The organism is Actinacidiphila polyblastidii (assembly GCF_036353415.1).
GTDB lineage: Bacteria > Actinomycetota > Actinomycetes > Streptomycetales > Streptomycetaceae > Actinacidiphila > Actinacidiphila polyblastidii.
This window is the reverse complement of the sequence record NZ_JAZEWV010000016.1, coordinates 15,640-31,672: the sequence shown is the minus strand read 5'-3', so window position 1 is coordinate 31,672 and position 16,033 is coordinate 15,640. Positions and strand designations below refer to the sequence as shown.

The 16,033-nt window shown below is 74.2% G+C and carries 12 protein-coding genes; 4 read left to right on the top strand and 8 right to left on the bottom strand.

Translation table 11 applies throughout. The annotated features are described in order from the left end of the window. Positions 1-6: 6 nt before the first annotated feature. The gene (locus tag V2S66_RS20010; RefSeq protein WP_330797253.1) at positions 7-633 is read left to right on the top strand and encodes an acyl-CoA thioesterase; all 627 of its coding nucleotides are present in this window, start codon (positions 7-9) and stop codon (positions 631-633) included. A gap of 24 nt (positions 634-657) precedes the next feature. Here the strand turns inward: V2S66_RS20010 and V2S66_RS20005 are convergent, their stop codons facing one another. Continuing rightward, positions 658-2,535 (bottom strand): LCP family protein, encoded by a 1,878-nt coding sequence (locus V2S66_RS20005; RefSeq protein WP_330797252.1) that lies wholly within the window; start codon positions 2,533-2,535, stop codon positions 658-660. A gap of 113 nt (positions 2,536-2,648) precedes the next feature. Between V2S66_RS20005 and V2S66_RS20000 the strand changes: the two genes are divergently transcribed. Then, a complete protein-coding gene (locus V2S66_RS20000; protein WP_330797251.1) occupies positions 2,649-3,707 on the top strand; it encodes a glycosyltransferase family 2 protein in 1,059 nt (352 codons plus the stop codon). 76 nt (positions 3,708-3,783) lie between these two features. Here V2S66_RS20000 and V2S66_RS19995 read toward each other — a convergent pair whose 3' ends face one another. The 4 genes from V2S66_RS19995 to V2S66_RS19980 form a co-directional block, all read right to left on the bottom strand. Then, entirely contained in the window at positions 3,784-5,595 is a 1,812-nt protein-coding gene (locus tag V2S66_RS19995) for an LCP family protein (RefSeq protein WP_330797250.1), read from the bottom strand. A gap of 129 nt (positions 5,596-5,724) precedes the next feature. Further along, entirely contained in the window at positions 5,725-7,485 is a 1,761-nt protein-coding gene (locus V2S66_RS19990; RefSeq protein WP_330797249.1) for an LCP family protein, read from the bottom strand. 152 nt (positions 7,486-7,637) lie between these two features. Continuing rightward, positions 7,638-9,047: an LCP family protein gene (locus V2S66_RS19985; protein ID WP_330797248.1), complete on the bottom strand. Its 1,410-nt coding sequence runs from the start codon at positions 9,045-9,047 to the stop codon at positions 7,638-7,640. Positions 9,048-9,271: 224 nt separating this feature from the next. Further along, positions 9,272-10,045 (bottom strand): TIGR03089 family protein, encoded by a 774-nt coding sequence (locus V2S66_RS19980; RefSeq protein ID WP_413966436.1) that lies wholly within the window; start codon positions 10,043-10,045, stop codon positions 9,272-9,274. 153 nt (positions 10,046-10,198) lie between these two features. Here V2S66_RS19980 and manB point away from each other — a divergent pair, with 153 nt between their 5' ends. Further along, positions 10,199-11,401, top strand: coding sequence for a mannose-1-phosphate guanylyltransferase (gene manB / locus V2S66_RS19975; protein ID WP_330797246.1), 1,203 nt, complete (start codon positions 10,199-10,201; stop codon positions 11,399-11,401). A 244-nt stretch (positions 11,402-11,645) separates the two neighbouring features. Further along, positions 11,646-12,599 (top strand): DNA-3-methyladenine glycosylase family protein, encoded by a 954-nt coding sequence (locus V2S66_RS19970; protein ID WP_330797245.1) that lies wholly within the window; start codon positions 11,646-11,648, stop codon positions 12,597-12,599. Positions 12,600-12,620: 21 nt separating this feature from the next. On the opposite strand, the gene V2S66_RS19965 is transcribed toward V2S66_RS19970, so the two are convergent. The 3 genes from V2S66_RS19965 to V2S66_RS19955 are packed head-to-tail and all read right to left on the bottom strand — an operon-like array spanning position 12,621 to position 15,487. Beyond that, positions 12,621-13,967: a coenzyme F420-0:L-glutamate ligase gene (locus V2S66_RS19965; RefSeq protein WP_330797244.1), complete on the bottom strand. Its 1,347-nt coding sequence runs from the start codon at positions 13,965-13,967 to the stop codon at positions 12,621-12,623. After that, positions 13,964-14,920 (bottom strand): 2-phospho-L-lactate transferase, encoded by a 957-nt coding sequence (gene cofD, locus V2S66_RS19960; protein WP_330797243.1) that lies wholly within the window; start codon positions 14,918-14,920, stop codon positions 13,964-13,966. The genes V2S66_RS19965 and cofD overlap by 4 nt, the downstream gene beginning before the upstream one ends. 39 nt (positions 14,921-14,959) lie before the next feature. Then, positions 14,960-15,487 (bottom strand): cysteine dioxygenase, encoded by a 528-nt coding sequence (locus V2S66_RS19955; protein ID WP_330797242.1) that lies wholly within the window; start codon positions 15,485-15,487, stop codon positions 14,960-14,962. Positions 15,488-16,033 lie beyond the last annotated feature (546 nt).

The following is a 16,033-nucleotide window of genomic DNA, read 5'->3' as shown; positions in this document are numbered from 1 at the left end:
GATGTCATGATCGAGTCCTCACCAGACCCGCGGACGCCCGGCCCACAAGGCCGGCCGGCGCCGGGCCCGCAGCCTCCGGAGACCCCGGAACCGCCGGCCACCCCCGCCGTCGCGGTGCCCCGCGGCAAGCCGACCTCCGCGTCGCGCATCACCCTCTCCCACATCATGAGCGCCCACGACACGAACCTGCTGGGCACCGTGCACGGCGGCGTCGTGATGAAGCTCGTGGACGACGCGGCGGGCGCGGTCGCGGGACGCCACTCCGAGGGCCCGGCGGTGACCGGCGCGATGGACGAGATGATCTTCCTGGAGCCGGTCAGGGTCGGCGACCTGCTGCATGTGCGGGCCCAGGTCAACTGGACCGGCAAGACCTCCATGGAGGTCGGGGTGCGGGTCGTCGCCGAGCGCTGGAACGAGTCGGGACCGGCCAAGCAGGTGGCCAGCGCCTACCTGGTCTTCGTGGCCGTCGACGCCGAGGGGCAGCCGCGCCGGGTGCCTGAGGTGCTCCCCGAGACCGACCGCGACCGCCGCCGCCGGCAGGAGGCGCAGATCCGCCGCACCCACCGGCTGGCCCGCCGCCGCGCCATCGTCGAGCTGCGCCGCGAGCGGGCCGCGGAGGGCCTCGACGACTGACCGGCTGCCCAGCGGGGCGGTCCGCTACGGGCAGGCCACCTCGTCGCCGGTGACCGCGTCCTCGCCGACCGCGTTGCTCCGCACCGTCACCGGTGTCACCTCGGTGAAGTCCGCGCCCAGCGTGACCTGCATCACCGCGCCCTGCCCGGGGACCGGCACCAGCCGGGCCCCCGGCAGCGCCGCCCCCAGGGACCGTGCCGACCGGTCCCAGCGCGGGTCGTAGCGGATCTCCGTCCGGTCGACCCGCTGCGGCGCGGTGATCGGCAGGCCGGGCGTCACGAACCCGGTGGCGTGCAGGGCCTTCTGCGCCGCCGACGCGAGGCCGTTGGTGGCGGTGCCGTTCGCGAGCGTCACCCTGATCGTCGCCGGGTCCACGTCGACCCGGGCCCCGGTGTGCGACGCCCTGCGGTGCTGCGCCAGCGGCCGGTCCGCGCGGATCGCCGCCCACAGCCGGCCGGCCCTGGCCTCGTCCCACTTCACCGTCGAGCCGATGCGGGGCACGCGGTAGTCCAGGTCGCTCAGCGGCACGGACACGAACTCCGAGGAGCTGGGCGAGAAGCCCTTCATGCCCTCCGCCAGCGAGATCAGGTCGGTCGCGGTCAGCCCCCGGTCGGCCCGCACCGACCCCAGCACGGTGGTCGCGATCCTGCTCAGCTCCAGCGGATCGCCGAGCACCCCGCTGCCGGTGATCTTGTGGATGACCTGGGCGAGGAACTTCTGCTGCCGCTGCATCCGGCCGAGGTCGGCCGACCCGTCGATGTGCCGGGACCGCACGTACTGCAGCGCCTGCCCGCCGTCCAGCCGCGTCGTCCCGGCGGGCAGGTCCAGGCCGGTGTACGAGTCGGTCAGCGGCTCGGTCGTGCAGACCGGTACGCCTCCGATGACGTCCACCGTCTTCATGAAGCTCGTGAAGTCGACCTCCAGGTAGTGGTCGATGTGCACCCCGGTCAGCCGTTCCACCGTCCGCACGGTCAGCTTGGGGCCGCCGTCCGCGTACGCCTCGTTGATCTTCGCGGGGTGCGAACCGGCGTCGGTGTCGGCGTCGGCGGACGGCGACGGCGCGCCGCCGGCGACGGCAGCGGCTGGCGCCGCAGGGGCCGCCGAGCCACTCGGCGCCCCCGCCTCCACCGGGCCGGCGCCGGCGCCTTTGGCGTCCAAGGCGTCCGGGGGGGTGGCGGTGTCCGGGGGGGTCGTGTCCGGGCCGGCGGCGACGTCCGCGACGCTCGCGGCCCGCGCGGAGACCGCGGCGCCCTGGGCGCTTTCCGCGGCCGCCGTGGTGGCCGTGCCTTCCGTGGTCACCGCGGCCGTGGCCGTGGCGCTCGGTGAGCCGGCGGCTCCCGTGCTCGCGGCGGCGCCCTTGGCGTCCGCGCTGCCGGCGGCGGCCGGCACGCCCTGGGCGCCCGTGGCGCCCCCTGCCCCGGGAGCGGCGGCCGCCGCACCCGGCGCGGTGCTCCCCCTACCGCTGGAGGCGCCCGGCCGGGGGCGGTTCGGGAGCAGGACGTAGCTGTCGCGGGGGATGCTGACGATGCTGGCGCGCCGGTGGTCGGCGGAGAGATGGACGAGCATGATCGTGTCGGTGCAGTGGCAGGGCGCGCCGCCGAGGTGGTACTGCTGCTTCTCGTCGTGGTCGAGGCCGTCGCGGCCGTCGGTGCCGACCAGCAGGAAGTTCGTGCCCTTGGTGCCGTCGGGGCGGCCCTGCATGCCGCCGAAGGCGTCGACCCGGTCGATCGCGCCGCTCAGCGAATTCACCACCGCGTGCCCGAGGCCGCTGGCCGTGATCACGAGCAGCGCCAGCCCGCCGGCGATCTTGGTGGTCCAGCGGACCGGCGGCCGCCGTGGGCGCCGTGTCGGTCCCCCCGGCCGCCCGGCTGCGGTGGAGGGGCGGCGTCGGGTGGGCGGCACGGGGGGACCTCCGGGCGAGCGGGCGACAGAATCCGTTCAGCCTAGGGACAAATAGGACTGTCAGTTATGACCCCACACGCTGGTGTCCCCCGATAGCGGTAACGTTTCCCGTGATGAACGCCGCCACTCACCGCTCGAACCCCGCGCTCCCGGCCGTCTCCGTGATCATGCCGGTGCTCAACGAGGAGCGCCACCTGCGCAACGCCGTCCGGCACATCCTGGAACAGGACTACCCGGGCGACCTCGAAGTCGTCATCGCGCTCGGCCCGTCCGGGGACCGTACCGACGCGATCGCGGCCGAGCTGGTCGCCGAGGACTCCCGCGTCCACACCGTGCCCAATCCCACCGGCCGCACCCCGGCCGCCCTCAACGCCGCGATCAAGGCGTCCCGTCACCCGGTCGTGGTGCGGGTCGACGGCCACGGCATGCTCTCGCCCGACTACATCGCCACCGCGGTGCGGCTGCTGGACGAGACGGGCGCGGCCAACGTCGGCGGCATCATGCACGCCGAGGGCGAGAACGCCTGGGAGGAGGCCGTCGCGGCCGCGATGACCGCGAAGATCGGCGTCGGCAACGCGGCCTTCCACACCGGTGGCGCCGCCGCCCCCGCCGACACCGTCTACCTCGGCGTCTTCCGCCGCGAGGTGCTGGAGCAGCAGGGCGGCTACAACGTGGAGTTCATCCGCGCCCAGGACTGGGAGCTGAACTACCGCATCCGCGAGGCCGGTCATCTGATCTTCTTCTCGCCCGAGTTGCGGGTCTCCTACCGCCCGCGCCCGAGCGTGCGCACGCTCGCCAAGCAGTACAAGGACTACGGCCGCTGGCGCCGCGTCGTCACCCGCTACCACCGGGGCTCGGTGAACCTGCGCTACCTCGCCGCCCCGGCCGCCCTGGTCGCGAACCTGGCGGGCGTGGTGGTCGGCGCGGCCGTCACCCCGTGGGCGCTGCTGGTGCCGGCCGCCTACCTCGCCGGCATCACGGCCGGCTCGCTGCCGGCCGGCCGCGGGCTGTCGGCGGCGGCCCGCGTCCGCATCCCGCTGGCGCTGGCGACGATGCACATGTGCTGGGGCTACGGCTTCGTCACCAGTCCCCGCTCGCTGGCCCGTCGGGTGATCGCCAGCCGCCGTCCCGCGGTGACCGCCGCGGCGGAGACGGCCCGCGCCGACGCATAGCGCCCCAGCACGCGGCATGGCCACCGAGCACGCTCCCTGACCCGGACCCGGCGATTGCGCCGGGTCCGGGTTCCGTTCAGCTGCCGTGGTAGACGTAAGGCCAGTACACCGGCATGCACGTGGTGTCGTCCGCGCCGTTCAGCGCCTGCGCGCTGGTCGGCACCGAACCCGCCTTGGGCGCGGTCCTGCTGAAGTCCAGGCCGGTCCGCCAGTCGGAGCCCACGGTCAGGGTGAGCTGCTGCACGGACGTCGACGGCTTGACGTCCGCCGCCGGGATCTTGAAGACCTTGGCGACCGACAGCGCGTCCGAGGCGCCCTGCGCGCCGGCGCTCGCCGGGTAGAGCAGGGTGGTCGCCGGGCTCGGGTCGGCCTGCTGGCTGGCGGCGGCCAGGGTGAAGCCCGCGGTGTTCAGCGCGGTGGCGACGGCCTTCGCCCGGAGCGGCACCGGAGTGCGGCCCGCGCCGCCCGCCGTGCCGTTGACGACGGTGACGCGCAGCGTCGAGGGCGCCGCGGCGGCCGGTCCCGCCGGCGTCGTCTGCGTCGGCTTGGCGGACGGCGCGCCGGGCACCGCCGCCTTGCCGTTGGCGTCCATCGCCGTGTCGTTGCGCACCAGCGACCAGACGGTGTCGGCGTCCCGCGACGGCACGTAGTGCGCCGCGGGCGCCAGCGGGTCCGCGTCGTGAGGCATCGTCAGCATGGTGATGCGCTGGGGCGGCACCGTCTTGAGCTGCATGCCGAGGTCGTACAGCTTCTTCGGGGTGCCGATCTCCTCGGACACCTTGAACGCGGACATCGCGGTGGTGGCGATGTGGTTCAGCCGGCTCGGGCTGGTGAAGAGGTTCTGGCTGCGCAGCTTGCGGATCAGCGAGCTCATGTACATGTGCTGGGCCTCGGCGCGGCCCGCGTCGTCCATGAAGGGGTGCCGGGCGCGCAGCCAGGCCAGCGCCATCTTCGGGTCGGTGATGGTCTGCCGGCCCGCCTTCTTCAGCAGCAGGTGCGAGGAGCCGGGCGCGCTGGCCGTCGGGTGGTCCTGCACGGGCTGTTTCACGCACACGTCGACGCCGCCGACGACCTGGGCCATCTGCACCACGCCGGCGAAGTCGATCTGCATCCAGTGGTCGATGTAGACCTTGGTGAGGTTCTGCACGGTCGCCAGGGTGCAACCGGCGCCCCCGCGCCCCAGCGAGGCGTTGATGATGTCCTCGGTCGCCGGCCACAGGTGACCGGTCTTCGGATCGGTGCAGGGCGGGATGTGCACCCGGGTGTCGCGCGGGATGCTGACCACCGACATGTTGGTGCGGTCCGCCGACAGGTGGGCGATCATGATCACGTCGGCGCGCTCGCCGGTCGCGTCCTTGGCGCCGCCGAGTTCGGCGTCCTCCGCGCTGTCGCGGCTGTCCGAGCCGAGGATCAGGATGTTCATCGCGCTGGTGCCGTCGGCGTTGGCCTTCGGCTTGGCCACGCTGGTCTGCCCGCTGACGCGCTGCCCCTTGCGGATCTTGCCGGACAGGTACTCGTAGTAGCCGTACGCCGCGCCCGCGCTGCCCAGCACCGCCAGCGAGGCGGCGATCGCGATCCACTTGAGGACCCTGCGCCTGCGGCTCCTGACCCGGCGCCGCCCGCCCCTGCGGTGCCCGCCGCCGCCCTGCCCGCCCGCGCCGCCGCCCTGCCCGCCCGCGCCGACGCCGGCCGGCCCGGCCTCGGGCTCCGGGGCGCGCGGCCCGGGTATGCCGGGTTCCGGCGGGGCGTACGTCCCGGCGTCGTCCCGGTAGGGCCCCGGGACCTGGTCCCAGTCGAGCCCTCCGGAGCGTACGCCGCCCGGGGCCGCGCCGGCCGGACCGTATCCCCCCGGTCCGTATCCGTCGCTCCCCGGCGTGCCGTCGCGCATGCGTGGTCCTCCCCTGCTGCGGGCGTTCAGCCCTTCCCCTGGGCTGTCCGTCGCAGCCATCCCTGTATCAGACGGCTGTACAGGTCACGGAGTTGCACGTTCCGCGACTCCGCTTCTCCGCGGGGCGGGTCAGCCCACGCAGGCGGCGCTGTCCGCCTCGGTCTTCTGGATGGTGGTCGGCAGGCTGGTGGGCGGGCCGATCGGGGTGCCCGGCGCAGTGAAGTCCTTGCCGAGGGTGAGCGTCATGTACGCCAGCGGCTTCGCGTTCACCGTGCCCTCGTGCAGCGCGGAGGCGGGCAGTCCCATCATCGCGGCCAGCGAGCGCGCCTGGTCGGCCTGGTTCGGCGCGTACTCCAGCGTCGTCCTGGCCACGTTTCCGGGCGCGTTGCCGATGTTCGCCGAGCGGTTGACGCCCTCGTCGTTCTGCAGCCAGTTGACGGTGTCCTGGGCGGCGCCGAAGATCCCGCTGCCGTTGCGGACGTTGACCCGGGTGTCGTGCGGTGTGGCCTTGGGGCCCGACAGCCGCGGGTCGGGGGTGGCGGGGGTCTTCCTGGTCTTCGTCAGCGAGATGTCGTCCTTGATCATCGTCAGCAGCGCCGGGGCCCTGGTCTGGTCGACGACGACCGTGGCGTGGATCTTCTCGTGGGGGTTGTCGAGCACCGGGAGCGTGGTGAACGTGATGTTCTTGGTGTTCACCTTGCTCAGGTCGCCCGCCAGGCTGCTGAGCTTGCTCACGCTGCCGATCGCGCTGTCCACGGTGAGCGCCTTGGTGGCGGCGTTCGCCAGCGTGAAGAGCTTCTTGGGGTTGCTCAGGGTGTCGCCGGACTTCATCTTGCGGATCATCGCGCTGAGGAAGTTCTGCTGCAGCTTGATCCGGTCCAGGTCGCTCTGGTTCTGCAGCGCGTGCCGGGTGCGCACGAACTCCAGGGCCTGCTCGCCCTCCAGCTTGTGCGGGCCCGCGCCCAGGTCGAGATGTGACTTGGGGTCGACCAGCGGCCGGGACAGGCACACGTCGACGCCGCCGACCGCGGTCGACAGGGTCTTCACCGCCTCGAAGTCGACCATCATGAAGTGGTCGATCTTCAGCCCGGTCATCTGGCTGACCAGGCGCATCGTGCAGCCCGGGTCACGGCCGTCCTGCCCCAGGCTCTCGTTGAACTTCGGCGAGGTCGCCTGCACCGGAGTGCCGGGAACGACCTTCGTCGAGCCGTCCTTCTGCTTCGTCGGGCAGTCCGGGATGGCCGTCACGATGTCGCGGGGGATGCTCAGCGCGGTCGCGTTGGAGCGGTCGCCGGAGACATGGAAGAGGATCGTGGTGTCGGCGTGGCCCACGCTGCCGGCGTCGCCGTACTTGTTGCCCAGGCCCTCACGGCTGTCGGTGCCGATCACCAGGATGTTCATCGGGCCGTCGTGCGTGACGCTCTTGCTGCCAGCGTCGCCGACGTCGACCGTCGTGATGTTGTTGTTGAAGTGCTCGTAGACCAGGTAGCCGCCCACCGCGGTGACGACCACGACGAAGCCGACGGCGCCGCCGGTCCAGGCCAGCGCCTTCTTCCTGCGGGACGTCTTCGGCTTGGCCCTGCGCCGGCTGCGCGGCCCGCCCGGTCCCGCGGCGCCGGTCGCGCCGGCCGCGGCCGCGGTGCGTGTTGCGCGCCGGCCGCCGTGCGGGGAGGGCGGCGCGGTCCTGGCCGCGGGCACCGTGTCACCGGGCGTCCGGGCGCTCCCGGCGGGGGCGTCGCCGCCGCGCGCCTGCGCCGGGACACCGGGCGCCTGCGCCGCGGCGTCCTGTCCGGCCGCGTCCGGGTCCAGCCGCAGCTGGTAGGTGCCCGTGGCGGGGTCGAGGACCCACTGGTCCGCGGGGTCGATGTTCCTACGGCCTTGCGTGTCCACGGTCCCTCAGGTCCTCCTCCGGGATCGGCCGGATCGCTCACACTAGCCGTCCAGTTCAGCGCCGATATCCGGCCGTGACAAATCCTGTGCCCCTACAACCGGACAAAAACGGCGATCTCGCGCGAGGTTTGGGCCGCCCTTTCAGCAGGTTTTCATCGATCTTTGCCGCAGATGTCACGATCGGCGGTGGTGCCCTGGAAGGTCGGCGAGGCGGTGGGGGTTCCGGCGCCGACGGGTGACCCGGTGGGCGACCCGGTGGGGGTCGCCGTGCCGCCGGAGCCCGTACCGTCTGAGACGGTGACCGGCCGGTCGGCACGTACCGCCGCGAACAGCCGGTCGGCGTCCGGCTGGACGAGCTGGTCGCGGTTGTGGTCCTCGACGTACTGCTCCTGCGGCACGGTGAGGAAGTGGATCGCGCCGGACGGCACCTTCTGCAGGCTCTGCGCCAGCTTGTACAGCTCGCTGAGGGAGTCCAGCCCGGGGTCGGCGGTCAGCGACTTGGTGGCCGAGTTCAGCAGCGGGTAGAGCTTGACCGGGTTGAGCAGCACCCCGTTGCTCTGCACCTTCGTGACCAGCGAGGCGAGGAAGTCCTGCTGGCGGCCGATCCGTCCGGTGTCGCTTCCGTCGCCCAGCCCGTGCCGGGCGCGGACGAAGCCCAGCGCCTGCTCGCCGTCGAGCTTCTGCCGTCCCGCGGGGAGGTCGAGGTGCGCGTCGTGGTCGTGCACGGGGGCGGCCAGGCACACCTCGACGCCGTCGACCGCGTCGACCATGTTCTTGAAGCCGTTGAAGTCCACGGTCAGGTGGTGGTCGACGCGGATGCCGGTCATCTGCTCGACCGCGCGGATCGTGCAGGCAGCGCCGCCCGCCTGGAACGCCCAGTTGAACTGCTCGAACCTCGGGCTGACCTTGCTGCCGTCCGGCTTGGTGCACTCCGGGACTTGGGTCATGAGGTCGCGGGGGATGCTCATCGCCGTCGCGTTGCTGCGGTCGGCGGACAGGTGCAGCAGGATCGCGGTGTCCGAGCGCTGGGTGCCGGTGTCCTCGCCGTACTTCCCGTTGCCGTTGCCGCGGTTGTCCGAGCCGATCAGCAGGATGTTCTCGGCCTGCGTCGGTTCCGCGGTCGGGCGCTGCGCCTCCTGCGCCTTCAACTCCGTCTCGGTGACGTTGTCCGTGGTGATGTTGGCGTTCAGGTGCCGGTAGAGGTACCAGGTGCCGCCGGCCAGCGCGAGCACGAGGAGCGCGGTGCCGGCCGCCAGCAGGCGCATCCAGGGCCGTCGCCGCCGGGGGGCCGGAACCGCGGTGGGCGCGGGGGCCGCGGCCGGGGCCGGAGCGGAGTCCGAGGCGGCGTCCGGGGCGGCGTCCGGGCCCGGGGTGGGCGCGGACGCCGCCGCGGACGCGGGCTCGGGCTCGGGCGCGGGCTCGGGTGCCGGTTCCGGTGCGGATTCCGGCGTCCGTTCCGGCGCCGGCGCGGGGGTGGGCGCCGCCGGCTTCTCCGGCTCCGGCGCCGCGGGTATGTGCTCGGGCGCGCTGTCGCCCTCGTCGGGGTCTGCTGGCGTGGTCACGTCGGTGGCCGTCCTCGGTAGGTCGCCGGTTGCCGGGTCGCCGGCTCTCGGATTCGAATGCCCGTCCGGCACTCGTTCAGACAGTCCAGCCCCGAGGTTGGTTGCCTGCGCGACCCGTTCATCGGCCAAGACGGCCGGCATGCGGCCAACGGGAAGCCCGCCTGGTCGCAGGCGTCACAGTGGCCCCGTCCGCCACACGGTGGTCGAGGTCGGCGGCCGTCGGGCTACGCGACGTGCGTGACGCGCTCCGCGTCCTTGCGCTGCGCCAGCCGCTCCTCCGGCAGCCGGTCCAGGTGGCGGCACAGCACCACCGACGCGTCCGCGGCCAGTGGGGCGAGCAGCCCGGCGGCGAGCCCCGGCCAGTCGTCGTAGGAGAGCCCGGACAGCAGCCGCGAGCCGCGGGTCAGTCCGAGCGCGGCGGCCTGCGCCCCGGCCCTGGCGACCACGTCGGCGCCGGACAGCACGCCCTCGCCGGGCAGTTCCAGCGCCGGCGCGTCCGGGCCGAGCGGCGCGTAGGGCGCGAAGCGGTCGCCCTGCGACGGCACCTCGACCGCGTAGTCCGCGAAGCCCACCGGGGCCTGCGGGAAGCGGCCGCCCAGCGGTCGCAGCGCCAGCGCCATCCGCTCGCCGCGGCAGGCCCGCGCGGCCTCCAGCGTGTCCGGTCCGGTCACCACGAGGTCCGCGCCGGCCGGGTCGCCGCCGGGGACCGCGACCACGCCGGTGGAGAAGGCGGCGAGCAGCCACACCGCGCTCTGCCAGTGCGCGGGCAGCAGCAGCGCGAGCCGGTCGCCGGGCTGCGCGCCGAGGTCGCCCTGCAACAGGTTCGAGGTCTTGGCCACCCAGTTGGCGAAGGTCGCCACCGACAACTCGACGCGCTCGCCGGTCCCGTCGTCGTAGAAGGTGATCAGCGGGCGGCCGGGGTCGCCGCTCAGGGCCTGGGTGAGCAATCCTGCGGGGGTCTGGACGGTGGCTGTCACGCGGGCCAGGCTACCTGGCATGATCGGGCGCGGCCGGGGCCGGGCGGCTCCCGCCGCTGCGATAGGGTCCGCGCGACCGCCCGGTACGCCGTGCGGGTCCGCTCGGTGCGGCGCATCCGACGTCTCATCAGGTGCTGATTCATCGGCTTTACGGCTTATGTCACCATCATGCCCATGCGAGCACACTCCGAGACCACGACCGTGACGGACGACGCAGCCGTGCCCCACGGCGCCCGAGCCGCCCGCAGCGTCCCCGCGCCCGGCACCGGCCCCGCGCCGCGGCACACCCGCGCGACCGAGGCCGTGCTGCTCGTCGGCGGCAAGGGCACCCGGCTGCGGCCGCTCACCGTCCACACCCCCAAGCCGATGGTCCCGGCGGCCGGCGTCCCCTTCCTGACCCACCAGCTGGCCCGCGCCCGCGCCGCCGGCATCGAGCACATCGTGCTCGCCACGTCCTATCTCGCCGAGGTCTTCGAACCCCACTTCGGCGACGGCTCCGCGCTCGGGCTGCACCTGGAGTACGTCACCGAGACCGAACCGCTCGGCACCGGCGGCGCGATCCGCAACGTCGCCGCCCGGCTGCACTCCGCGCCGGGCGACCCGGTGCTCGTCTTCAACGGCGACATCCTCACCGGGCTCGACATCCCCGCGCTGGTCGCCACGCACCGCCGTACCGGCGCGGACGTCTCCCTGCACCTGACGAAGGTCCCCGACCCCCGCGCGTTCGGGCTCGTGCCCACCGACCCGGACGGGCGGGTCACCGCGTTCCTGGAGAAGCCGCAGACACCCGAGCAGATCGTCACCGACCAGATCAACGCGGGCGCGTACGTCTTCACCCGGTCGGCCATCGACGCGATCCCGGCGGGGCGGCCGGTGTCCGTCGAGCGCGAGACCTTCCCCGGGCTGCTCGCCGACGGCGCGCACCTCCAGGGCATGGTCGACTCCACGTACTGGCTGGACCTCGGCACCCCCCAGGCGTTCGTCCGCGGCTCCGCGGACCTCGTGCTGGGCCGCGCCCCCTCGCCCGCGGTGCCGGGACGCTGCGGCGAGCGGCTGGTCCTGCCGGGCGCGGACGTGGCGGAGGACGCGAAGCTCTTCGGCGGCACGTCGGTGGCCGCCGGCGCGGTGGTCGGGCCGGGGGCGCGGCTCGACGGCAGCGCGGTGCTGGCGGGGGCGGCGGTCGCCGAGGGCGCGGTGATCAGGAACTCGCTGATCGGGGCGGGGGCGAGGATCGGGGCGCGGACGGTGCTCGACGGGGTCGTGGTGGGGGACGGCGCGGAGGTCGGGGCGGACAACGAGTTGCTGGACGGGGTGCGGGTGTGGTGCGGGGCGCGGATCGAGCCGGGCTCGATCCGCTTCTCCTCGGACGCGGGCTGAGGGCGCGGGCTGAGGGCGCGGTGCGGCCTTCGGCCGCGGGTTGTGCCTGGCTGTGCTCGTGCGGGCGGTCGACCGGGCTTCTGCTCCGGCCCGCTGTACGACCGGGGTGTACGGGGTCGGGTGTGCGGCGGGGTGGTCGTGGGACGGGGGGAGGGGTGGTGGGCCGAGGAGACATCCCGGACCGGCGGCCCCGGCAGGGGCAGAGACGGGCGCACCCCGCCCCGCCCCCGGGTACCCTCGGCGGGTGTCTTTGATCCCCGCGAGCCGTGTCGGGGGCGCTCCCGCCGCGCAGACGCGCGCGTGGGCGCCGGACGGGCCGCTCGACGTTCGGCTGACCGTTTCCCCGCTGCGGCGGGGCGGCGGTGATCCGGCGTTCCGGATCACGCCCGACGGCGCGGTGTGGCGGGCCAGCCGTACGCCGGAGGGGCCGGCCACGCTGCGGATCACGGGCAGCGCGGCCGCGCTGGAGGGGCACGCGTGGGGGCCGGGCGCGCAGTGGATGCTGGCGGCGATGCCGGGGCTGCTCGGCGGCCTCGACGAGGGCGCGGAGTTCGTGCCGCGGCACAAGGTGGTGCACCGGTCGCACCGGCGGCACCCCGGGCTGCGGCTGACCCGTACCGGCCTGGTGCTGGAGGCGCTGATCCCGTCGATCCTGGAGCAGAAGGTCACCACCGCCGAGGCGTACCGGGCGTGGAAGCTGCTGCTGCTCCAGCACGGGGAGCGGGCGCCGGGGCCGGCGCCGGCCGACCGGATGCGGGTGATGCCGGACGCGCGGGGCTGGGCGAGGGTGCCGTCCTGGGACTGGCACTGCGCGGGCGTGGACGACAAGCGCGCGTCCACCGTGATGCGCGCGGTGCGGCTCGGCCCGCGGCTGGACGCGCTGGCGGCGCGGGACGCGGCGCAGGCGTCGGCCGGGCTGCAGACGGTGCCGGGCATCGGCCCGTGGACGGCGGCCGAGACGCTGCAGCGCAGCCACGGCGCGACGGACTTCGTGAGCGTCGGCGACCTGCACCTGTCGCACCACATCGGCTACGCGCTGACCGGCGCGCAGCGCACCGACGACGAGACGATGCTGCGGCTGCTGGAGCCGTACGCCGGGCAGCGGCACCGCGCCGCCCGGCTCATCCTGCTCGGCGCCTCCGGGCCGCCGCGCCGCGCGCCGCGGCTCGCGCCGAACCCGCCGGGCCGCTGGTCGTGACCGCGGCCCGGCGCGCCGGGGTCAGCGGACCGCGATGAACGCGGCGCCGTCGCGGGCCGGCCGGGCCGGCGGGGCGGCGGCGGGCCGGCCGACGGCGACCGCGCCCATCGGGTCCCAGCCGGCCGGCAGGGCCAGCGCCTCGCGGACCTCGTCGCGGCAGAACATCGTGGACGACACCCAGGCCGAGCCCAACTGCTCGCCGGCCAGCGCGACCAGGAGGTTCTGCACGCCGGCGCCCGCGGCCACCACGAACATCTCGCGTTCCGCCGCGGCCCGCCGCGGGTCCGGGTAGGCGTGCGCGCCCTCGGCGACCAGGCAGGGCACCACCAGGTACGGCGCCCGCCGCAGGACGTCGCCGCGGCGCAGCCGCTTGGCGATGCTCTCCTCGGAGAAGCCGTCCGCGCGCAGGTCCGCCGCCCAGGCGTCGCGCATGGTGTCGAGCAGCTGCTTCCTGGCCTGTTCGGTCTCCAGCAGCACGAACCGCCACGGCGTGGTGTGGTGCGGCGCGGGCGCGGTGACGGCGAGCGCGACGGCGCGGCGCACCGCCTCCGGGTCGACCGGCTCGTCGGTGAACTCCCGCACGGTGCGCCGCAGCGAGACGGCCTCGCGCACCGCCTCCGAGGTGCCGAGCCGGAACATGTCGTCGGCGGCGCGGCGCAGCAGCGGGCGCACCCCCGGGTCGTCCTCGCCGGGTTCGGGGTCGACCACCGCGGGCAGGCCGCGTACGACGGCCACCGGCACGCCGGAGACCTTGCCCTTCACCAGGTCGCCCGCGGCGGCGAGTTCGTCGGCGGTGGCGGTGACGGTGGCGTTGAGCGGGTTGCCATGGGTGTCCTGGCCGCCGCGGAAGTCGTCCAGCACCCGGACTCCGGAGGCGCCGATCGCCACGTCGGTGAGGCCGTCGCGCCAGGGCCGGCCGAAGGTGTCGGTGACCAGCACGCCGACGCGGACGCCCAGGGACTCCAGGAGTCCCTCGCGTATGCGGCGGGCGGAGGCGTCGGGGTCCTCGGGCAGCAGCAGCACGGTGCCCGCGGGGGTGTTGGAGGCGTCGACGCCGGCCGCGGCCATGACGAACCCGTGCCGGGTCTCCACGATGCGGGTCAGGCCGCGGCGGGCCACCAGGCGCACCGACTCCGCGTCGATCGCCGCCTCGCGGTCGTCCGCCCGCACGATCCGGCCCTCGGCCTTGCTGACGATCTTGGAGGTGACCAGCAGCACGTCGCCGTCGGCGAGTGCTGTCCCGGTCGCGGCGATCAGCCCGGCCAGGTCGGCGCCGGGCCGCACCTCGCCGATGCCGGGCACGCCGAAGACCTCGTAGCGGGCGGCGGGGGCGGGGGAGCCCGCCGGCGCGCCGGTGTCCGCGGTCATACCCGCACCTCCTCGGCGAGGGCCAGCGCCTCGCGGGCCATCTGCGCGGTCGCCTCGACGCCGTCCATCATCAGCGGGACCGCGCGGCAGCGGATGCCCGCCCCTTCGACGGTGTCCACCGCGCCGGCGTCCACCGTGTCGACCAGCCAGCCGTCCAGCAGTCCCGAGCCGTAGTGCGCGGCGACCGCGGCGGCCGTCGACTCCACGCCGACCGCGGCGAGCACCTTGTCGGCCATGCCGCGCACCGGGGCGTCGCCGACGATGGGGGACAGTCCCACCACCGGGACGCCGGCCTCGGCGATGGCCTCGCGGACGCCGGGCACCGCCAGGATGGTGCCGATGCTGACCACCGGGTTGGACGGCGGGAAGAGGATCACGTCGGCCGCGGCGATCGCCTCCAGCACGCCGGGGGCCGGCTTGGACGCCTCCGCGCCGACCGCGACCACGGCGTGCGCGGTGACCGCGGCGCGCATCCGCACCCAGTACTCCTGGAAGTGCACGGCCTTGCGCTCGCCGTCGACCTCGACCAGCACGTGCGTCTCGACCCGGTCGTCGGACATCGGGATCAGCCGCACCCCCGGCTTCCAGCGCGCGCACAGCGCCTCGGTGACCGCGCTCAGCGGATAGCCCGCGCCGAGCATCTGGGTACGGACGATGTGGGTGGCGAAGTCGCGGTCGCCGAGGCCGAACCACTCGGGGCCGACCCCGTAGGCGGCCAACTCGTCCTTGACCGCGAACGACTCGTCCGCGCGCCCCCAGCCCTGCTCCTCGTGGATGCCGCCGCCGAGCGTGTACATCACGGTGTCGAGGTCGGGACACACCTTCAGCCCGAACAGATGGATGTCGTCTCCGGTGTTGCCGACGACGGTGATGTCCGCCTCCGGCGCCGCTGCCTTGAGGCCGCGCAGGAAGCGCGCTCCTCCGATACCTCCGGCCAGAACCACGATTCGCATGGGGCCCAGTCTGTCAGCCCGCCGTGGCGCTCCGGGCGGTCATACCGCGGCCGGGCTCCCGGCCGGGCGCGCGGCGGCGGCATCCTGCGCCGCGGGGGTGCAGGCGTGCGGCGTCATCGCGGTCAGCCCGGGGAAGTAGACGTGCAGGCTGACGGTGCCTTCGAGGGAGTCGTTGACCACCTCGTGGACGTAGCCGGGGGCGAAGACCCGCTGGTGGCCGGGGGTCAGCGCGCGGGCGGCCTCGCCGCGTGCGGTCAGCGCGCGTTCGCGCAGCGCGCCCCGCAGCACGGTGAGCACGCCGGAGGAGCCGCCGTGGTCGTGCAGGCCGCTGCTCTGGCCGGGCAGCCAGCTCAGCAGCCACACCTCGTAGCCGGGTCCGGTCTGCAGCCGGGCGTACCAGCGGGTGGTGGCGTCGTAGCGCACCAGCGGCGCCCACCGCGCGGTGTCGGCGGCGATGGAGCGGGCGAGCCCGGCGAACCCGGCGACGGTGGAGGGGTGCTGCGGCACCGGGGGGAGCAGGTGGGGCAGCGCCAGGGGGTCGCCGGCGATGGAGACGTCGGAGTACATGGGGGTTGCGTTCCTCAGTGGTTGCGCGTGATGCGGACGAGCGCCGGGACCGGGAGCGGTCACCGGCCGGGGATCAGCGGCAGCGACAGGAACGACAACAGCTCTGCGCGAGCGCGACGCAGCGGGACTCGCGGGGGCGAGTCCTCTCGGGCGCGTGGTGCTCGGCGTACATGACGTCAAGAAGACCGGTCCACGCGGGTGCTTGTCAAACGGATGACCGTTATGTCCAGCAGGTTCACCTGATCCGGTAACGGTCTGTGCCGAAAGGTTTGTGCAGTGTGAACCGAGGATAGGTGGTGCGGCATCCGTGCAGATCCACTGGAGATCCGAATTCCGGTCTGGGAGAACGCGCCGCCCGGTGTGACGTTGTACTTCTGTGATCGAAATGTGATCCACAACGCTTCACCCCCGCGGGCGGAACGTGGCGCGTCGCCGCAGCGTCTGACGGAGTGTGGGCGCCGGGGTCGGTCGGACCAGGGTTGACGGAAGCGGTTCATTGAGCCGATATCAACACTTTCTGTCACGGCTTGGTTCAGCGGAGTGAAT

What these genes read in the sequence shown, in the direction of transcription:
- V2S66_RS20010 (WP_330797253.1), top strand. Translation starts at nt 7, where the DNA reads ATGATCGAGTCCTCACCAGACCCGCGGACGCCCGGCCCACAAGGCCGG.
- V2S66_RS20000 (WP_330797251.1), top strand. Translation starts at nt 2,649, where the DNA reads ATGAACGCCGCCACTCACCGCTCGAACCCCGCGCTCCCGGCCGTCTCC.
- V2S66_RS19995 (WP_330797250.1), bottom strand. Translation starts at nt 5,595, where the DNA reads ATGCGCGACGGCACGCCGGGGAGCGACGGATACGGACCGGGGGGATAC.
- V2S66_RS19980 (WP_413966436.1), bottom strand. Translation starts at nt 10,045, where the DNA reads ATGCCAGGTAGCCTGGCCCGCGTGACAGCCACCGTCCAGACCCCCGCA.
- manB (WP_330797246.1), top strand. Translation starts at nt 10,199, where the DNA reads ATGCGAGCACACTCCGAGACCACGACCGTGACGGACGACGCAGCCGTG.
- V2S66_RS19965 (WP_330797244.1), bottom strand. Translation starts at nt 13,967, where the DNA reads ATGACCGCGGACACCGGCGCGCCGGCGGGCTCCCCCGCCCCCGCCGCC.
- cofD (WP_330797243.1), bottom strand. Translation starts at nt 14,920, where the DNA reads ATGCGAATCGTGGTTCTGGCCGGAGGTATCGGAGGAGCGCGCTTCCTG.
- V2S66_RS19955 (WP_330797242.1), bottom strand. Translation starts at nt 15,487, where the DNA reads ATGTACTCCGACGTCTCCATCGCCGGCGACCCCCTGGCGCTGCCCCAC.